Below are 20,605 nucleotides of genomic sequence, written 5' to 3'. Positions count from 1 at the left end.
ATCGCCCTTATCGAAGCCGGGATGAGGAACCAGCGGAAAGTCCTGCCACAAATTCAGACTCCTGAGAAGATCATTCACCTCCAGGACGGAAGTAAGTTTACGGAAAAAGACCTTATTGCAGCCGGAAGAGCTATAGGTGCACTCCGAGCAGGGCACATTACGCTCTGTGCAGCTGCAGGCATTGAGATGGAAGACCTCAAGATAGCTCATATGTCAGGAGCTGCCGGGACTTACATGGATGCCGCAAAAGCCCACCAGGTAGGGATGATCCCTTATAACGCAAACTATGTCTCCCAGATAGGGAACACCTCTCTTACGGTTGCAAAAGAGATCCTGCTTTCTGAAGACAGGTTATGGGAACTGCAGGCGATTGCAAAGGAAATCCTGGGCACGCATGTGATGTTCGCAACATCCGAAGCTTTTAAGGAAGCCTATTTGCTTGAACTTGCTTACTGGAACGAGGGTATGGCATTCAAGATGCTCCAGAAGTTCCTGAAAAAGAAAAAACTCCCCATGATCGGCGAGCCTTCGACTATCCTGAAAATAGACCGTCAGGTTGAAAGGGATATTCCTGTACTCGGAGAAGAAGGGCTTGAAGTGCTTGAGAAAGTCGGGACCTACCTTACCATGGTCATTGAGGACTGCCAGGGCTGCAAGAAGTGTGTAAAGGTATGCCCGACTGGGGCACTGAGAATGGAAGATAACGGGCTTGTGAAAATAAGGACCGACCTCTGTGACGGAGCAAACTGCCAGCGCTGCCTGCATGCCTGCCCTGATGACAGATTCAAATGGGAAAACCTGACTGTTGCAGGAATCTGAGAAGGAAACAAAAGAAGGTCAGAGCAATTTATTGAAATTAAACACGGAGCAGGCTGCGACGGGGCTAAAACCACGTAACTTCCTGCTTAATTTATTCATGTCAAGGGTCTCGATTAAGTAAAGGGTAAAAATTTACCTTCAAACCACGGTTTTTTTACTTGCACACATAAAGTTTGTTTTATTTGCATACACAAAGTCTGTTCAGCTAGTTTTAATTTTTAACTTTTTTATGTTTCTTTTGATTTCGGTCTTTTCTACTCTGAAAGCAAAGAAAACTCGGAGGCAATAGATGTCAGAAAAGGATTTGAGAGACACAGAAAAGACTTTGATAAACCCCAACTTAGAGATAAAACAATATAGTTTGAGAATAGAAAAGTTGACATTTAGATTCCCTGAATTAAAGGATAGGGTTTTACTCTACTTTTAATGAAGATAAAAAGAAAGGTACAATAAGCAGAAAGCGACAGAAGCGGCAGAAAACGGAGGAAAAAATAGTGGATGTCATTGTTGTGGGAGGTTTCCTGGGAAGCGGGAAAACAACCACCATTATCAATATGGGCAAGTACCTGGCAGAGAAAGGGAAAAAAGTTGCTATTATCGTAAATGAGATCGGAGAAATAGGGATTGACGGGGACGTGATCAAAAGGTTCGGATTCGATACCAAGGAGATCACAAGCGGTTGCATCTGCTGCTCTCTTAAAGTCGGGCTGAGAACGACAATCACTCTCCTTGCAAAAGAGTATAAACCCGATGTCCTGATGATCGAGCCCACAGGAATTGCTTTCCCACATATTATAAGGAACGAAGTCGAGCTTATGAATCTTGGAGAGGAAGTAAAAATCGCTCCCCTTGTGACCCTGATCGATGGCAGCCGTTTCAAGCACCTGATGAAAGAGGTAAAAGAATTTGCGATGAGGCAGATTATAGATGCCGAGATTCTGGGGATAAACAAGGTGGACCTGATTGAACCTATCCGGATCCCGATCCTCGAAGCTTCGGTACAGCAGCTGAATCCAAAAGCCAGGGTGATCCTGCTTTCAGGAAAGGATACAGGGGAGAGATTTGAAAGTTTCATGCAGGTGGTTCTCCCTGATATCAAGGAAGTTTCGGAAAAACCTCAAGTAGCCGCCACAGGAGAAAAGTTCAGACCTTCTGAACCTCAGGAAACCGAAGATTCCATTGAAGCCTCCGGAGTTGGCAGCTATGCTGCAGAGTTTGCAATTAAGGACGGAGAAAATCTGAGCACGGAAGCAGCCAGGGAGCTCACTATTGAATTAATGAATACAATAAAAGAAAAGGTTCTGGAGCTAAACCCCGAATTTGTAGGGCACATCAAACTCTTCCTGGACAATGGGCTGGAAACTGTAAAACAGAGTGTTACCATCTATTACGAAGAGCCCCAGGAAGATATCATTAAGTCAAAAGAAGGAGCTGTCCCGACATTCAAGATCCTCTCTGCAGTTTCAAACGTTGACAAGGGCGCTCTGAAAAATGCTGTGAATAGCTCGGTGCAGGAGACCTTTGGGAAAAGGGGAATAGATGTACATAAAGCCAGGCATGGACACAACCACGAAGATGATCATAAGCACGAGCATGGTCATCACGAAAATAAGCAAGAACACATACAGAGGATCGTGAGCATTAAAGGCAGAAAAGAATGAAATGAAAAAGAGGAAAGGTGAGTAAGTGAAAAGTTTCCCTTGCTTCCTTCTTCCGGAATATTTCTCCCGAAGTTCCGTGAATAATTGTAAGGAGATAATTCCTGATTAATCGTTTTTAATGCTTTTTAATTTATTTTCTCCGAGCGGTCTATATAATATTGGGCAAGTTCGTTGCCCCATTCCAGAGCGCTTGGGGTAAAACTCATGATCTTTCTGTGGTCAAACTCTCCATCTTTTCCAAAGAGCTTCAACAGCATGAAGTTATCCGTGACCATGAAGGAAGAAGGTCTTACCTTGCCGGAATAAATGTAAAGAGAAACCCTGTTTTTCACGCAGGTATTGTGTTCCTCTTCAAAGTCGTTTTTCAACCTGTTATAGACCTTTTCATCAAGGATAAGGCGCACTTCAGCCCCTTTCTCTGCACAGCTTGCCTGAATAGAAGGGCAATCAGGGCAGAAATAAGAGTAAAAAGACGTGAGAGTCTTTGAGTTGTCCAGTCTATCCCGCAAATGTCTTGGGAATTCAAAAAGGTGGTCCAGGTCAGGCTCATCCAGAGTACATTTCCCCAGCATGTCCATCTTTTGTATCAGATGCCTTGGAATAGGAGACCTGTCATGTTTTGACCAGTAGTCCTTGTTTCCATCAAAAACATCCAGGAGAGAAGTAAGTGGGATCATCTTCTCAACTATAACTTCCCCGATGTCAGAAAGTTCATAGATATTTCCCTTCTGCACAATGATATCCATATCTTTTAGTTTTTTTATCTGCGGCATTACCGCACATGCCTTTACATTAAGAGTGTCCTTGATCTCGTCAATATACATCGGGCCATTAGCTAACTGAACAAGGAGATTCTTTCTCTTTTCAGAGAAGAAAATCAAGTCTATAAGGGAACTCATTTTTTATCAGCTTCCAACCTGCATCTGTTACATTAAGCCGGACTATCGTTTTCCGGAGCTTTACCCATAAACCCGCCTCATTATCTTCCGGGAAGGATAGTTTCAGCATTTAGCCAAGAGCGTTACCGGACAAGTCCAGTGTTTTTCAGGATGCACCATATTAACCTTATAATAAAGGTTTTGAAACTTTAGCTCTTGTTGTAGCACCTTTGCATTCAAGGAGTGTTACGCACATATTTTCAGGTGAATATAATCTAAAAGTGAAAACCTCTTTAGATCAAAACCATATCAATTATATTACAACTATTATATTTGAATTTTGATTCTGATGAGCATAACACAAATTACAGATATTATATTTAAATTATCATAATAAGCAGAAAATCAAAAGCTATAAAGCAAACGTCAGGGATATTCTACCGTTTTCAGCGTACTAAGAAATAAAATATCTGCTTTTACACCAAATCATATAAATACTGTGAGCTCAAAGGAGCGGATCAACAGACTTGTTTATATCCAACAGGCTGTCCGGCTTCTGTGACTCCTCAATCCGTACACTCTTCGATCATTACCTTCAAATTTTCAATACCCCTCATTTTTACATACCCCTTCAATATTCAATAGCCTTTGATTTTCCAGCGGAAGAAAATTTTCTATCCACCCAGGTAAAAATCTCACGCTTGCAAAGAGGCTGTGAGTGTAAAAGGTAAAGGACAGCAAATTTCCCCTGACCCTGAAATAAGAGAACCTCGATAAAAATCCGGCCCATACAAAATATGAAGAAAACTATATTTTACGGGGAGGGAAAAAATTGCCATTGGGTCAAAAAGCAACGTCGGTTAAGCTATATACCATTGAGTTAATTTGTCAATAGTGACCATTTAAGCCTGAAAGGAAAGAATAACCTGTAATAAATTCAGGGAAAATTCCGGTTTGTACCGCGGCTGGAAGACATTGATTTTCAGGAGAATGGTCATCTTGTGGATTAAGGAGTATAACAGTGGATTTAGAGAATTGACGGGCTGTGGAACCCGTTAAGGACCTAAAAAAGTAAATAGAGATCCGGAAGAACAGGCAGAAAACTGACTGATGGATCCTTCACAAAAAAGGAGATTTTTTTATGGCAAAAGAAGATATTTTGAACGCTTTAGCGGATGCTGTTGTAGACGGCGATGACGAACTTGCAGAAGAATTTTCACAGAGAGCCCTTGATGAAGAGCTCGATGCATATGAAGCAATTGTTGACGGCCTTGCAAGAGGCATGAAGATCATCAGTGATATGTACGAGAAGGGAGAGGCCTTTGTCCCCAGCCTTCTACTCGCAGCAGATGCGATGTATGCCGGCATGGACATCCTTACTCCCTATATTAAACTGGACGGAACCTCTACCCCCAGAAATGTGATAATCGGTACCGTTGAAGGGGATGTGCACGATATTGGCAAGAACCTTGTCAAGACCATGATGACTGCAGCCGGTTTTAACATGATCGACCTTGGCTGTGACGTGCCTCTTGATAAGTTTGCAGAAGTCGCAAAGGAGAAGAAGGCAACTGCAATCTCAATGAGCACGCTTATGACCACAACAATGGGTGGCATGGAAACTGTTATCGAACAACTCCAGGAAGAGGGGATCAGAGACTCCCTCGTTGTCATGGTCGGCGGTGCACCTGTTTCACAGGCTTTTGCAGATACCATTGGCGCAGACGGCACAGCCCTTGATGCAAGCACAGCAGTTGAGACTCTTACCTCACTTGTAAGTGAACTCCCTGCCGACTTATGGAGCGAATCCTCAGTTGCAGCAAGCAAAATGAAGTATAAAGAATCCCTGGCACAGAAGAGCGGCAGGGAGAAAATCGATACTGGACTCATAACCGCTGAGAAAGTCAAAGCCGAATTTAACTCAGTGGTCCCGAAGTTCAAGGAAACCATGACCAAAGCAGAGAGGTTTGGCTCTGCCTTCCAGGACAAGAAGGTCGACAGGCTCCCTGTGTCACCTCTCGCCTGCGGTGTATCCAGAAAGTTCGTGCCCTGCTCTTACAAGGATTACTCAACAAGCGCCGAAAAGTACGCAGACTGTGTCGAAGCAGGTATAAAGTACTTCAATATGGACACTTTCGTTGGCCTGACTGACCTCTGTGTCGATGCAGCAGACTTCGGCGCAACCATCAGGTACCCTGAAGAAGACACCCCTGCAGCAGTTGGCCACCTCGAAGACTACGAGAAACTCGAAGTCCCCGAACTTAAGGAAGGCACCCGTGCCTACAATCTGATCCAGGGCAACAAGCTTGCAACAGAGAAAGCCCATGCCCTTGGAGCACCCATGACTGCCCTGATCGAAGGCCCGATGGTTGCCCTCACCCAGATTATGGGCGCAACCCGTGTGCTTTCCGATCTCAGGACAAACCCCGACGTTGTCCTCAAAGCCCTTGACAAGACCACTACCTATGTAGAAGAAATAATGAAGGGAATGTTCGAAGAAGCCCAGCCTGACAACCTCTGTATGGTAACTCTCTGGACCAACAACGTCATCCTCAGCGCTGACGAATACATGAAGTCCGAAGGTCAGGTCATGCAGAACAGGATTGCCCCGCTCTACAAGCAGTACAACAAGCCAGTAGTTATCCACAACTGTTCCGATGTCCCTCACTGGGATCTTATCGACAAGTGGAACACGGAGTACTACAGCTACACCTTCTACCCTGATGAAGTCAGCAAGGGTTCCAAGGATCACAAGTACCTGATCAGCACCCACGGTAAGAAAACCATGTTTGGTGGAGAGGTCAGCCCGATATTGTTCCTTGACAACAGCCCTGAAGGCCTCCAGAAGATGAAGGCAGACACCATTGCCCTGCAGGAAAGCGTCCTGAACACTCTCAAAGAAAACGGCATGCAGTCCAAGTACATGATTTCAACCGGCTGTGAAGTGCCGCCCGGAGCACCCTGTGATTCCATCACTGCCCAGACCTACACAGTAGCAGAAAAGGGTCCGGAACTCTACAAGAAAATCATCGGGTAAACCCGCTGAAACCATTTAAGAAAAAGAAGCAAGCCTGGCTTGCCAAATGCGGAATGGGCTTCCGACCCATTCCCCTTATTTATTAAAATAAAAAAACAAGGTTCTCTCTATTTCCTGTACCCTTTGCCTCAAAAAGTGCAAGCGAACTAAAAACGATGTAAAAGGCATTGGGAAGGAAGAAAAACGAGAGTGAAATACGAGAGTGAAATACGAAAATGAAAAACGAATACACACATTTGGGCCGAAAAACGCAAAAATTTTCCAGAAAATAGTAGAGAGCCTTTTAAAATAACCTGATAAAAGAGGTGAAACTGGATGAGATATCAGAAAGTACCCGAAACTGAGGAAAAGAGGTTCTATTCGAGTCCTGTACACCCTGCAATCTATGAGCTTGGACTGGACAATTCATCTCAGAAATTCCTCTTCCGATATTCAGTTATTGAAACAAGTCCTGTTAACTATGAATCGGGCTCATCTCCAGGATCGACAGGATACACAGATATTTACGCGGATTCCAGATGTTCCGATCTGCCCGCAGAACTAGACCTTACAATGGAAGATCCTGATACCTACCTCGAATGCTCAGGAAGAACCTCTGAATCATCAGATACTCAGCAGCCAGTTAAGAAAAAAATAATCCGGTAACAGAAATTTCCATCTGAAATAAGAAGAACGAAAAACTCCAAAAAGGTAGCGTCCAAAATCAGCAAAAACCTCCAAACCCCTTAATTTTTAGCCTTCCGAAAAACATTAAACCGGATAAAAAACCTGAAAGAGATCAGATATTCGGACGAAATTCCTAAGGAAGGCAGAATATCAGCCAGAAATCAGGCTTCCAGCAGGTCATAAACATCAGGAACAGTAGCGAATGAGGAAAGGATATGGCAAGCGAATTAAAAACATCAGGCAGCACGACCCTGGAAAGCCAGGACGGAATGGCAAAACTGGCACGGACGATAAGAGATAAGATCCAGATTGACGAGCCGGTAAAAGAAGAAGGGCTCATAGACCAGCTTGAAAGGGCAGCCATAGAGATTGACGAGCTGCTTGGTTCATCCCTGGGGCCRAAAGGGATGAACAAGATAATAGTAAACCCCGTGGGGGAYATTTTCGTTACGAGCGACGGGAAAGTCATCTTAAAAGAAATRGATRTACTTCACCCGGTCGTAACTTCCTTTAAAAAGCTTGCCGAATCCATGGACAAAGCCTGCGGAGACGGCACAAAAACAGCCGTGATTTTTGCAAGCAACCTCATTAAAAACGCTGTCAGACTAATAAGGGCAGGAGTACACCCGACAATCATTATAGAAGGTTACGAGCTTGCCATGCAAAAAACGTATGAGATGCTGCAGTACAGCATAAAGCAGGCATCGGAAGAAGATGTACGCACAACTATAATGTGCTCGGCAACAGGAAAAGGAATTGAAAAGCATCAAGCAGAAGCTGTTACGGRTATCGTCCTTCAGGTTATAAAGCACCTTAACGAAAAACAGGCTGGAAGGCTGGACCTTAACARAAACATCAAAATCCTCAAAAAGAAAGGCGGACCTGAGATYGTTGCYCTTGAAGGCCTGATCCTTGATGAAAATCCGGCAAGAGAGGATATGCCGAAAAATTTCCAGAACCCTGCAGTCCTGATAATAAATTACGACCTCAAGATAAAAAGCGGATACTTAAATCCCCAACATAACCTCAAAATGGATACGGTTAAAACAACGCTTCTTTTTGAGGAAAGAAAAAAACAAATGTGCGGCGAAATAGCCAGAAAAATCATTGATTCGGGAGCAGATGTCCTCTTCTGCGAAGGAGATATCGACCCTTACATCGAAACGCTGCTCCGGGACAGTGATATGCTGGCTTTCAAGAAGCTGAAAGCGAAAGACCTCGAAAAACTTGCGGAGGCTACAGGCACAACCCTGAAAGTCCTGCAAGATGAGATTCACCCCTACGACCTCGGAAAAGCAGACAGCATAAGGCTTGAAAAGAAAAACGGGGAAAACTTTGTTTTCATCGCCGTGAAAGATAAAGCAGTAGCCACTATCTTAATATGGGAACCTGTAAAGTACGGGCTTGAYAAGGTAGAAGAAGCAGTTGACGATGCCCTGAATAATGCGGCATTCCTCCTGAAGAACAAAGGGATAGTAAACGGGGGAGGAGCAATAGAATTTGAACTGGCGCACATGGTCAGGCTGTTTGCGGCAACACAGACCGGAAAAAGACAGCTTGCAGTTCAGGCGTATGCAGAAGCCCTCGAAAAGATCCCGACTATTCTTGCCAGAAATATGGGAATGAATGMAATWGATGCAATGGCGCAGATGAAGAATTCATATGCAAGAGGRATAGAAGCAAGAATAGACCTCTCACGAARGGTAACTGATAAGGGGCCGAAAGTATACGATTCGGCAACATTAAAGAAACTCGCCATCATCGCAGGCACGGAAACAGCAAGGAGTGTCCTCAGGATAGACGAGATAGTCCCGAAGAAATAAGCCGGACAATAAAATATAATAAAGAACAAGGGAGCCGGGAAGGTTCAAAAAATCACGCTGATGACAGTGCTACTCCCTCTCCATGAGCATTGTTGTCATATTAACTGAAAAGTAAGTTAGACCTGCAATACTCTTTCAGGAAAGGTATGTATTTGCCATTTAAATATACCTTTCCTGGAGGGAACCTGTATCCAGAAAAATTTCTGGCAAGCGACAAACTCCGGATTTGCCATTTACCGAAGACTTGCTAGCCAGAAAAGGGAAAGGAAAACGCTCGATACTCTAAACCTCGATTCACCTCGCAGAAAGAGTATCAGGACATGGAAAAATCAGGTAAAAAGTACTTCTCAGACTCTTTTGCCATTTTTAAGGGTTTAAAGAAAAGACTTGAAACCTGAAGCAGAATCTGTACGCCCCAATTGCTGCTGAAATCCCTCCAGGTAGAAAAGTGGGCAGTACTCCTTTCCTGATCAGTACAGCAGTCAGGATGACTACACTGTCAGGACAATAGCACTGCTGACAGTACAGACAATATTCCAGTAATAATGAATGTTCAATCAATATTCAATCAATGCTCAATAAGTTCAATCCTTAATTGAAGTCTTGAGGAAGGTGGCGAGCCATGAAGTGCATGATAATCGGAGGATTCCTTGGAAGCGGAAAAACGACAACAATAAGAAAGCTTGTCGAATATCTTGGAGCACAGGGGCAGAGAACAGCAATTATCGTCAACGAAATAGGAGAGATAGGGATAGACGGGGACACCATCTCGAAAGGGGGAGTGGAAACCAGAGAAATTACAAGCGGGTGCGTTTGCTGCACTCTCAGGATCAGTATGGAGTACACCCTTAAAAGCCTTATAACTTCTTACCGTCCGGATACTATTATAATAGAGCCTACAGGGATAGCCTTTCCAAGGCAGATCAAAAGCAATATACAGAGCATGCATATTCCAGAGATCAACTTTGCTCCAATAGTAAGCCTCGTGGATCCCGGCCGCCTGAGCCCTGATGCGGGAGATCTGCAGAATTTTGTTAGAAATCAGATAGAAGATGCCGAGGTTCTGGGCATCAACAAAGTCGATCTCATAGGACCTGAAAAACTTCTGGAAACGTGCCTGCTTCTACGCAAATTGAACCCGAAAGCAAGGATAGTTCATTTCTCAGCCAGGCAGGGAGGAGAAGACCTGGACAAACTATTCTGTCTGATAGGAAGAGACAGCCAGAGTAAAACAATTCACGAAGCGAGAAACTCAGTTGAGATGTCCGGAGTTTCAGCTTACTCAACCGAGTTCGAAATTACTTCACATGACATATCTCTTGAAACGGTTGTCTCTGTTTCCGGGCAGATCCTGGACGGCATAAGAAATAGAGTAACACAGCTGAACCCTGAATTTATAGGGCACATCAAACTTTCCTTTGCACACAAAGAAAACTTTGTAAAGGGAAGTGTGACTTCAGCACATGACAAACCCGAGATTGAAATCCTTAAAAAAGAAGGCAATTACAGATCAAGGGTAAAGGTACTCTCTGCGGTAACATCCGTATCCAGGGAAGAACTTATCGAAACTGTGGATACAACGGTAAGTGGACAGCTGAATGATAGGCAGCTTTCATATATAAATGTGGGAAAAAACGGTCACGGATACAGTCATGCAAAAATAAATCCCTTTAAGCAGAGAAACTGTTGAAGGAAATATGTTTCCGGTTCAGGAAAGCCATGACCGGACATACAAAAACCTTATATAGGATAAAACTGTCCTCGACCCTTGCCCGAAAAAGACCTCTAATTTAAGAGGTAAAGTGGCCTTTCAGTTTCCAGAGTAACCTGGCTTTGGGACGGAAATAAATATATAGAAAATCTTTCATAAGTAGTCATAAGAAGAAATTAAAAGCAGAGATGCAATAAGTCACCAGGGAAAAAGTCCGCCCACATTTTAAAAAATAGCGGAAAAAAGATAAAAAATAGAATTTGATCAGATTCAGGGAGAATTAAAAAACCTGAACTTAAAAAATTCATATTATATATTAGAAAGAAAATAAAATTTCTGAAAAACGGGGAAAAACAATTAGGTGTGTTAACCTTACTTGTATAATTTCAAGGAGAGGTTTCAATGCAGCGCATTTTTCCTTATTGAAGATTCCAGATAAAACAAATCCACTTGTTAACCTCCATAGCTCAAATAAAAACCTATATTTAATCAATATCCGCAGTAAAGAATATCCCTGAAAAGAGAATAATTGCTCTATAAATTTTGATGTCATTGATTAGATCAATGGGAACAAAAAAACAATTCTTTTTTATAAAATCATTTGCGGAGAAAAACGTAGTGAGGATTATAAAATTACAGCTGCGCAAAAATTAGCACAGATGAAGGTATATTCCAGGAAATCCAACTGTCATCTGCAAGTGAATTCCCGAATAGTAAAGGGAGTACACCTTTCATAAGTTAACTGGGAAGAAAAGGTCTACTGGCACCTTGAAATATAAATTGGAAATCCTGAAACCCAGGAAATCAATAATATTCCTAAGGAGCCTGAAAAACATGAAACGGCCTGTAATTCGGCACTTTTGTGCAACCAGTACACCATCAAGAGGTTATCCATACCCCCCACAATGGAAAGAATTCGATCTGGAGGTTTTCGAATTCATTTGCATTGTTCAGATAGTATTTCGGAAGAAATACCTGAGAATTCAGGAAGATGCAACTTGCAAGATCGAGGATCTGAGCAATCTGAGATCTCTTCATTAAATGGAGGTTAAAATATGTTGGATTTGAAACTGGAAGACATCGATGGCATATTAGTACGCTACAACGTCGCCCTCGAAAAGGAAATGACCCCTGACGAAGCAGCAGAAGAGCTTTACCCGAAGGACGAACTCATCTACCCGATTGCAAAGTCAATCTATGAGGGAGAAGAAGACGACGTGGTTGACGGACTCAAAGCCGCAATTGCTGCAGGCAAGAAGCCAATCGACCTTATCAATGATGCACTGATGGTAGGCATGGGTGTTGTATCCAAGCTCTACGATGACGGTATCATTTTCCTCCCCAACGTTATGATGTCTGCCGATGCCATGCTGAATGGTATTGAATACTGCAAGTCCCAGACCACAGAAGTACCTGAACCAAAGGGAACTGTTGTCTGCCACGTTGCAGAAGGAGACGTTCACGACATCGGAAAGAACATTGTTGCTGCCCTCCTGAGAGCAGCCGGCTATGACGTAACTGACCTGGGCAGAGATGTCCCTGTTGACGAAGTCATTGAAGCTGTTGTAAAAGAGAAGCCAATCCTGCTTACAGGTACTGCTCTCATGACAACCACTATGTATGCATTCAAGGAAATCAATGACAAGCTCCTTGAAAAGGGATTAAAACTGCCCTTTGCATGTGGTGGCGGTGCTGTGAACCAGGACTTCGTTGCTCAGTATGACCTTGGAGTTTATGGTGAAGAAGCTTCAGACGCTGTGAAGATTGCTGATGCAATCATTGCCAGCGGTAACGACATTGAGAAGTTAAGAGCAGAATTCCACAAGCACTAAGGAGGGAGCAAAATGGTAAAAAAATACACTTCAATGGCTTACGCTAAAGCAGATGACATGCTTTTCGGGAACGCAAAATTCCCAGTAAAGGCAGGGCTTGGCCTTGAGATTGGTGCTGGTTTCACAACCCCTGAACTGAACTACGCCCCGAGACCTCAGGCAGGCAAATCTAAAGACAAACTCGTTAAGGAATACGAAAGGATTACTACCGACGCAATGGCAAGAATGGTCCAGATCGGTGCACCTTCCATAGTCCTCGAAACTGAACACGTTGAACAGATGTCCAATAACCCTGAATGGGGAGGCGCTGTTGCACACGCCCAGAAGACCATCATGGAAGAATACCACGATGAATACGGCATAAAGTGCGCACTCCGCCACACAATCGGTGACATCCGTGAAGACCGTGACTACCTCCAGCTCAGAGGAGACAAGTACACCACCTTTATGGAAGCATTCGAACAGTGTGCCCAGAACGGTGCTGACCTGCTTTCCGTAGAGAGCATGGGTGGTAAGGAAGTATTCGACTACTCCATCCTCAGGAACGACACTGCAGGTATCCTCTTCGGTATCGGTGTGCTCGGCAGTATGGACATGGAAATGATCTGGTCCGATATTGCAGACATTGCAAAGAAGAACGGTGTAGTTGCAGCCGGTGACACAGACTGTGCCCAGGCAAACACTGCAATGTTCATCGCAGGCGGCCTGCTTGACAAGAACCTTGCCCACACAACCGCAATCGTTGCAAGGGCAATCTCTGCAGCAAGGTCCCTCTGTGCATACGAATCAGGCGCAACTGGCCCAGGAAAGGACTGTGGATACGAAAACACCATCATAAAATCCATCTCTGGTGTCCCAATTGCTCAGGAAGGTAAGACCTCAACCTGTGCCCACTCTGACCTTATGGGTAACCTGACCATGCAGTGCTGTGACCTCTGGTCCAACGAATCCGTCGAATACCACGGTGAATTCGGTGGTACCACTGTTCAGTGCTGGTCCGAGACTCTTGCATACGACTGTGCAATGATGAACACCTCTCTGAAACTCGGAAAAGGAAAGGACCTCAGGGACATCCTCGCACTCTCTGACAAATACAGAGACCCACAGGGATATGTCCTCGCCTATGACAACGCCTACAAGGTAGGACAGGCAATTGCAAAGGACGGAAACAACAACTACCTCCGTTCCAAGAATGCTGCAATTGAGTGCTGTAACATTGTAGAAACAGGCATCAACTCCGGCAAGCTCAAACTCACAAGGTTCGAAACCAATGCTCTTGCAAAGGTTAAAGCAGACCTTGTAGCCCTTACCGATGATGCTGACAAGTTCATGAGCGAAAACCTGACCAAATTCAAACAGGAAGTTGCAGTTTTCAGACCTGAAAACTACGGGCTCTAAGCCCTAAACTTCTTTTTTTAATTTTTTAAAAAATGGCTTCAGGGGAATAATCATGAGCGAAAACGTAGGAACTTCTACCATAATAGTCGACAAAACTGCAAATGCTGCCCCTCTTGGCTTTACCGGCCTGGGTCTCGCTGCAGTTCTGTTGAGTCTGAGCTACATAGGGGTATACCCTGTGGAGTCAATGATTGTCTCCATGGCAATATTCCTGGGAGGATTTGCCCAGGTGTTTGCAGGAATCATGTGCTGGAAGAAAGGAGATGTTTTTGCAGGAACTGCATTCTCAGCATTCGGCCTTTTCTGGTTCTCACTGGCCGGACTGATCGTAATGCCTGCAATGGGCTGGGCTGAAGCCTCTTCTGGAATCGCTATGGCCGCATATCTCTTCACCTGGGGTGTGTACACCTTTGTTATGTTAATCATTACAATGAAAATCGGAGTCAGAGCCCTTCAGTTTGTATTTGTAACTTTATTTATATTATTTATGCTGCTGGCCGTTGTAAACGCAACCGGGAATACCGGGCTGCTTGTAGTGGCCGGATATGTTGGACTTATTATGGGCCTTGGATCTTTATACACGGCTCTTGCCATGGTTATGAATGAAGTCCATGGAAAGACAATTGCTCCACTCTGAAGATAAAGTAATGACAGCATTACACCCTCAGTAAAAAGAAAAACGGAATCTGAGGAAAACCTACACCAACCTCGAAGACCTACAAAACCCATAAAAACGGCAGGGCAAAAACAGGATAGAAAGCCCGAAAATATTCCCAACCCTTGAAAACACAGATGTATTATCTGTGTTTTCAAAATACTCACCCTCTCCAATATCTATTGATCTCAGTGGCTTAAAATGCTGAGTCATGTACCGCGTTAGGGAAATGTAGGTCTTCGGGATTCTTACTAAATTTTCAGAGTAATTTAGATAATCAAGTACTCTCTTTTAAACCCGGTCAAATGGGCTCCTTTTACGAAGGAGGATTTAAAAATCATTAACGGTGAGTTTCGGATGGAAGCGGACAAAAATTTGAATAAAACCCGGAACATATCGTATACAGGACTCTTATTTAGTCTTACGATAACTCTTTTTAAACTATTTGCCGGACTGCTGGGAAACAGCACTGCACTTCTCGCAGATGCGGTCCGTTCTTTTTCCGAGTTAATGAATGAACTTGTAAAGCTTCTTGACCATTTTATTGCCAGCAAACCCGAAGACTGGAGCCATAATTACGGACATGGAAAAGTTGTAACTCTCTTTATGGGAGCAGGGGCATGTGTGCTCCTTTTTGCTGGCGTACAATCATTTACTCTGGCATCAGGAGAGCTACTTATGTTTGTGCAGGGGAGAGAGACAGAAACCCCTGAAATGTTTACGCTCCTCACAGCTGCTTTTATCCTTATATCAAAAGAAATTGTTCCTCTTATTAACAGGAAAATCGGGAGCCAAACTGAAGGAGTTTTATCAGAAATTGACTCTTACAGTAGAAGTACTCATATCAGAGGTTTCTTTCTTTCCTGTTTTGTTACTCTGGGCATAGGATGTACATTCCTCCCCGGAAAAAATTACGCTATAGCTGATTCTTTTATTGCAGTACTTTTAAGCCTGTACCTCCTCGGGACATCGGGCAGGCTCCTCTACGGCACTGCCAACGAACTCATAGAAGCTTCCCTTGATGAAGAAAATAACCGGAAGATAAGGGAGATAATAAACAGAACTGAAGGAGTAATAGGTTCCGACGAGCTTAAAACGAGGAGGATCGGAAACGAGATTGCAATCAATGCCTGTATAACTGTAAATAACTCCCTAAATATCCAGGAAGTTGTAGAGATTGCGGACCTTGTAGAAGAGAGACTGAAAACAGCCTATGGGCAAGGGATATACACCCTTATAAAAGCAGAACCTGCCTTTGAGAGAAACTGTTCTTTTCAGAAAAAAATAAGAGTTTCTGAGGAAGGAAGACAGAAGACAGTGTCATAAACGAACAATGATAAAAACCAGCAAAAGAATTATAAATCCAAAAAAATAAAATAATAAAAAAATAATATAATAGAGAAATAATATAATAGAGAAATAACTTGTAAAGCAAAACGAAAGAATAGCATTCGTTAGTTAACCTGTCACGCCTTCGATTTTAACAGATAAGGTTGCAATTTAAAAGTTGTTTAAGTTAAAAGAGGTTATAGCTAAAAATAACTTATAACTAAAAATAACTTATAACTAAAATCAGTTATGAAGAAACCTTAATTAGAAATTAACTAATGAATAACCACTGATGACGACTTTTAGCCTTACTCAATTAATTCTTACTCAATTAATTAACTGTTACTCGGATATGGATCAGAAAAATCCAGACGGATTTTTCAGGATTTAAAAAAATAGTTAATTACTCAGGTTCATCGGATATTCGTTTAGTTACTGCTACTACATATTTAACAACATCCAGATTAGATATCCACTTAGCTACTACATCTTTAACATCTATTCAGACTTTAATTATATAATAACAGGCTTTAACCAATACCGGAATCTAAAAATTTATAAGTCAGAGTCCGAAACCTGGCCAGGTTGTTAAATGATCAGGTTGCTAATAGTATAATACCAGAAACCGATAATTTTCAGAAAACCTGAAGAAGCCACTATCCAATTCACAAAAGAGGTAAGTAAGAAAATGCACTTCAGTCTTGGAATCGATGCAGGGGGCACCTATACTGATGCCGTTATCGTAAGGGATTCTGATGGAGTAGTAGTTGAGTCGAGCAAAGCCCTGACGACCTACCCTGACCCCCTGCCTGGAATGAAAAATGCAATCGACAGGCTGAATCCCGACTATCTCGGGGATATAAAGCTCGTATCCGTATCCACTACACTGTCTACAAATACGATTCTGGAAAGCACAGGGTTCCCGGTAGGCCTGATCATGGTCGGAGACTATGTAATCCCTGAGAAACTCCCCACAGATTACTGGGTAGCAGTCTCAGGCGGGCATAACAGTGATGGAGAAGAATTAAAAGACCTGGACCTTGATTCGGTAAAAGAATTCGCACTCAAAGTTCAGGATAAAGTTTCTGCTTTTGCAGTCTCTTCGTATTTCAGCAACCGAAATCCCGAGCATGAGCTTGCCGTCAAGAAAACTGTAAAGGAACTTACCAAGCACCCGGTTGTTTGCGGGCATGAGCTTTCTCAGGACCTTGGAGCCTACGAAAGGGCAATAACTGCTTTTCTGAATGCTCAGTTGATTCCTATCACCCATAAGTTCATCCAGTCAATAATTAAAGAATTCGAAAGCCGTGGAATCAGCGCAAACATGTTGATGCTAAAATGCGATGGGTCGGTTGTTGGAATCGAAGAAGCTCTGGAAAAGCCTATTGAAACTATATTTTCAGGGCCTGCAGCAAGTCTTGTGGGTGCCTCCCACCTCAGCAGGCTTGACACATGCGCTGTCATTGATGTTGGAGGCACAAGTACGGATGTAGCGATGATGCAGAACGGGCTCCCGCAACTCAGCAGTTCAGGTGCGGTAGTCGGAGGCTGGCAAACCCGTGTAAAAGCTATCCGTATGGAAACCTCGGCAACCGGGGGAGATAGCCATGTATGGCTAAAGGGCGACAGGATCAACGTAGGACCCCGCCGGGTCATTCCTCTCTGCAGAGCTTCTGCTATATATCCCGAATTCAGAGAAAAGCTCAAACATAACAGAGTAGCAAAAGGTTATCTCTGTGAAAACATCCAGGTAACGAAATTTTTTGTCAGGACAGGTTTCAGGCCTATTGAACTGAAAGCAGGAGAACGTGAGATCTACAGGTATATAGGAAAAGAACCTGTTTCCTTTGGAGACCTTCTCATAGCACTGAAAAAACGCCCCTCGCCTTCAATACTCGATTCACTTATACAGAAGAGGTTAATCCAGGCTATAGGTTTTACACCTACCGATGCCCTGCATGTCCTTGGGGAATATACAGAATGGGATGTGGAAGCTGCAAGGATCGGGGCTTATATACTTGGGAGGCCACTGAAACTAAACCCGGAAGCTTTCAGCGCCGAAGTAAAGCGCAGGGTTGCGCGCAACATTGCCGAAGACCTTATCGCATATCTAATAGAGGGAATGCCCAGAGGCGAGATTGACAGGGTACTTAAGGGGAAAAACTTTACGCGCTTCAGAGTAGAAATTCCTGTCGTCCTTCTAGGAGGACCTGTAGGGGCATACGTTGAAAACCTGAGAAGGTTGATTAGTGCCGAGTTTATAGTGCCAGAACACGCTGATGTTGGTAATGCGGTTGGAGCCCTTGTTGGAAAAGGAATTAAAAGGGTAGAGATTCTTATAAAAACAAGGCTTGTTCCCAAGTCCAGGGAAGAAACTCCCGAAGGCGAAGAGCACTGCATAGCGCCGGAGAGCGAAGTAATAGAAGGTGCGCTTCAGCAGGAAAAGAAAAATGAATTCATTGTGTTTTCTCCATCGGAAAGGAAAAAATTTGAAGTATACAGTGAAGCTCTGGAGTATGCTGAAAAACTCGGGAGACAGCTTGTTATGAATTATATGATCAGTGCAGGTCTCGAAAAAGAGGATATAAGGATAGATGTCAGCAGGAAACACCTGGCACCCAGTGGCTGGACAGATGTGCCTCTCGAAACAAAACTTGTTTATGTAGGAGTAGGAGTTCCCAGGAATAGCATGACAGCCTGAAAGAAAGGATAGTAAAAAATAGAAATTGCTGCACATTATAAGTAAAAATATATATCTTGAAACATAACTTTATAAATCCGGCTAAAAAGGGATTAGTACAGCTAAAAAAAGATATAGGTTGCCTAAAATGGAATAAAAAATGGGGCTGTTTTGACATGCAATATAGTCTGGGTATTGATGCAGGTGGAACATATACTGACGCTGTTATTTTAAGGGATTCGGACAGCAGGATCCTTGATACCAGCAAAGCGGTTACCACCTATCCAAACCTGATGACCGGAATTCGAAACGCAATCAATAAGTTGAACCCGGAATATCTCAAGCAAGTAAAACTCGTGTCGGTTTCCACAACTCTCTCGACAAATACGATTCTGGAAAGAACCGGATATCCTGTTGGCCTGATCCTTGTAGGGGACTATACCATTCCAAGGGAACTGCCAGCCGACTACAGTATTACAGTTAAAGGGGGACATGACAGCAACGGTGACGAACTCCACCCTCTTGACCTCACTGCTGTAGAACAGTTTGCAGTAAGCCTTAAAAAGAAAGTATCTGCATTTGCCGTTTCTTCTTATTTCAGTACCAGAAACCCGGAGCATGAGCTGAGGATAAAGGACGTAATCCTCAAACTTACAGGGCATCCTGTAGTCTGCGGGCATGAACTTTCCCAGGAATTGGGAGCTTACGAAAGAGCAGCTACGGCAGTCTTAAATGCCCAGCTAATTCCCATAACCTACCAGTTTATCCATTCTATCATGGCTGAAGTGAAAGAAAGAAATCTTGATGCGAAAGTTCTGATGTTAAAATGTGATGGCTCGGTTATAGATATAAAAGGAGCTAAACTGCGCCCGATTGAAACTATATTCTCAGGCCCCGCTGCAAGTATTATGGGAGCTTCACACCTTTCAGGGCTTGATACATGCGCCGTAATTGATGTTGGAGGAACAAGCACGGATGTCTCCATAATTAAAAACGGAGTTCCTGATCTCTGCGAGAAAGGGGCAATTGTTGGGGGCTGGCAGACACGCGTAAAAGCTATAAAAATGGAAAGCTCCGCGAACGGAGGAGATAGCCACGTATGGTTCAAGAAATGCATAAGGATAGGACCAAGAAGAGTTATGCCTCTATGTTTTGCTGCGGTAAAATACCCTAACTTCAAAGACAAACTCGAGAAAAATCCCATACCTTTGAGAACCATGCTTAATGAGCATCTTCAGCCCACCAAGTTTTTTGTCAGGACTGGGGTGACACCCATCAACCCCACCGAGAGTGAGAAAAAACTGCTGGAATTTATAGGAGATGAACCTCTTTCGATCCACGAGATACTAAATAAAATGAAGCGTTTTCCTTCTCCTGCAGTCCTTGATTCCTTGCTCAACCAGAGGGTAATCCAGGCTATAGGCTTTACACCCACCGATGCCCTGCACGTGCTGGGGGAATATACAGAATGGGATGTAGAGACTGCCCAGATAGGAGCCAGAAAACTCTCTCGCTTTACCCAGATGGGAGTGCATGCTTTCTGTAAAAAAGTAAAGCAGCAGGTCGCCAGAAATATGGCCTATAGCCTGATGTCTTTTATAATGGAAGGCAGGGGAAAAGATGGAATAAAGATGATGCTGGAAGAAGAAGTTCCTGTCCAGTACAAAGTGAATATTCCCATCGTTCTGCTGGGAGGGCCGGTAAAAGCTTACTATGGAGAACTGAAGGCTCTCATTGATGCGGAAATTATTGTCCCCGAGCAGGCAAGAGTAGGAAATGCTGTCGGAGCTCTTGTAGGAAAAGGAATAAAAAGAATCGAGATAACCATCAAGCCTTATTCGATGGAAAACCCGGATCAGAATTTCCTTGTATTTACCCCGGCTGGAAGAAAAAAATTCGAGCAGTACAGGGCTGCAGTAGAATACTCTCAAAAAGCTGGGGAAGAAATGATCCTGGATTCGATGAAGGACTTTGGGCTTCCGGAAAGTTCAATAAAGATAGATACCAGCATAGAGTATCTCGTCCCCTCGGGATGGAAGCAGACGCCAATGGAGACAAAGATGATTTTTGTAGGAGTCTGTACTCCTGGTTTTTCAATAGACTGAAATCTATAGTT

General features: G+C 43.6%; 14 protein-coding genes. 13 read left to right on the top strand and 1 reads right to left on the bottom strand.

What is annotated here, in order from left to right:
* From FXV91_RS01030 to FXV91_RS01020, 3 genes are all read left to right on the top strand, one after another.
* On the top strand, nucleotides 1-819 hold an 819-nt coding region (locus FXV91_RS01030; RefSeq protein ID WP_229387465.1), incomplete at its 5' end, for an ASKHA domain-containing protein.
* 289 nt (nucleotides 820-1,108) lie between these two features.
* Complete coding sequence (locus tag FXV91_RS01025; RefSeq protein ID WP_229387463.1) at nucleotides 1,109-1,246, top strand: hypothetical protein; 138 nt, start codon at nucleotides 1,109-1,111, stop codon at nucleotides 1,244-1,246.
* Between the two features lie 67 nt (nucleotides 1,247-1,313).
* Complete coding sequence (locus tag FXV91_RS01020) at nucleotides 1,314-2,480, top strand: GTP-binding protein (protein WP_229387461.1); 1,167 nt, start codon at nucleotides 1,314-1,316, stop codon at nucleotides 2,478-2,480.
* Nucleotides 2,481-2,605: 125 nt separating this feature from the next.
* Here FXV91_RS01020 and FXV91_RS01015 read toward each other — a convergent pair whose 3' ends face one another.
* Entirely contained in the window at nucleotides 2,606-3,379 is a 774-nt protein-coding gene (locus FXV91_RS01015; protein ID WP_229387459.1) for a winged helix-turn-helix domain-containing protein, read from the bottom strand.
* 1,120 nt (nucleotides 3,380-4,499) lie between these two features.
* Between FXV91_RS01015 and FXV91_RS01010 the strand changes: the two genes are divergently transcribed.
* From FXV91_RS01010 to FXV91_RS00965, 10 genes are all read left to right on the top strand, one after another.
* Entirely contained in the window at nucleotides 4,500-6,395 is a 1,896-nt protein-coding gene (locus FXV91_RS01010) for a uroporphyrinogen decarboxylase family protein (RefSeq protein WP_229387457.1), read from the top strand.
* 315 nt (nucleotides 6,396-6,710) lie between these two features.
* Nucleotides 6,711-7,040: a hypothetical protein gene (locus FXV91_RS01005; RefSeq protein ID WP_229387455.1), complete on the top strand. Its 330-nt coding sequence runs from the start codon at nucleotides 6,711-6,713 to the stop codon at nucleotides 7,038-7,040.
* Between the two features lie 236 nt (nucleotides 7,041-7,276).
* Nucleotides 7,277-8,884 carry a TCP-1/cpn60 chaperonin family protein gene (locus FXV91_RS01000; protein WP_229387453.1) on the top strand — a complete coding sequence of 536 codons (1,608 nt, stop codon included), beginning with the start codon at nucleotides 7,277-7,279 and terminating at the stop codon, nucleotides 8,882-8,884.
* Between the two features lie 622 nt (nucleotides 8,885-9,506).
* On the top strand, nucleotides 9,507-10,574 hold the full coding sequence (locus FXV91_RS00995) for a GTP-binding protein (RefSeq protein WP_229387451.1): 1,068 nt from the start codon (nucleotides 9,507-9,509) through the stop codon (nucleotides 10,572-10,574).
* Between the two features lie 1,076 nt (nucleotides 10,575-11,650).
* A complete protein-coding gene (gene mtaC, locus FXV91_RS00990) occupies nucleotides 11,651-12,427 on the top strand; it encodes a methanol--corrinoid protein MtaC (RefSeq protein ID WP_229387449.1) in 777 nt (258 codons plus the stop codon).
* Between the two features lie 12 nt (nucleotides 12,428-12,439).
* The gene (gene mtaB / locus FXV91_RS00985; RefSeq protein WP_229387447.1) at nucleotides 12,440-13,825 is read left to right on the top strand and encodes a methanol--corrinoid protein co-methyltransferase MtaB; all 1,386 of its coding nucleotides are present in this window, start codon (nucleotides 12,440-12,442) and stop codon (nucleotides 13,823-13,825) included.
* A gap of 52 nt (nucleotides 13,826-13,877) precedes the next feature.
* Nucleotides 13,878-14,462 (top strand): acetate uptake transporter, encoded by a 585-nt coding sequence (locus tag FXV91_RS00980; RefSeq protein ID WP_229387445.1) that lies wholly within the window; start codon nucleotides 13,878-13,880, stop codon nucleotides 14,460-14,462.
* Between the two features lie 375 nt (nucleotides 14,463-14,837).
* Entirely contained in the window at nucleotides 14,838-15,806 is a 969-nt protein-coding gene (locus FXV91_RS00975) for a cation diffusion facilitator family transporter (protein WP_229387443.1), read from the top strand.
* Nucleotides 15,807-16,497: 691 nt separating this feature from the next.
* On the top strand, nucleotides 16,498-18,510 hold the full coding sequence (locus FXV91_RS00970; protein WP_229387441.1) for a hydantoinase/oxoprolinase family protein: 2,013 nt from the start codon (nucleotides 16,498-16,500) through the stop codon (nucleotides 18,508-18,510).
* Between the two features lie 155 nt (nucleotides 18,511-18,665).
* A complete protein-coding gene (locus FXV91_RS00965) occupies nucleotides 18,666-20,594 on the top strand; it encodes a hydantoinase/oxoprolinase family protein (RefSeq protein ID WP_229387439.1) in 1,929 nt (642 codons plus the stop codon).
* Nucleotides 20,595-20,605 lie beyond the last annotated feature (11 nt).

The sequence above is a fragment of the Methanosarcina sp. DH2 genome (assembly GCF_020804225.1).
Classification (GTDB): domain Archaea; phylum Halobacteriota; class Methanosarcinia; order Methanosarcinales; family Methanosarcinaceae; genus Methanosarcina.
Note: the sequence above shows the minus strand (reverse complement) of the source record. Positions and strands in the feature narration are given on the sequence as shown.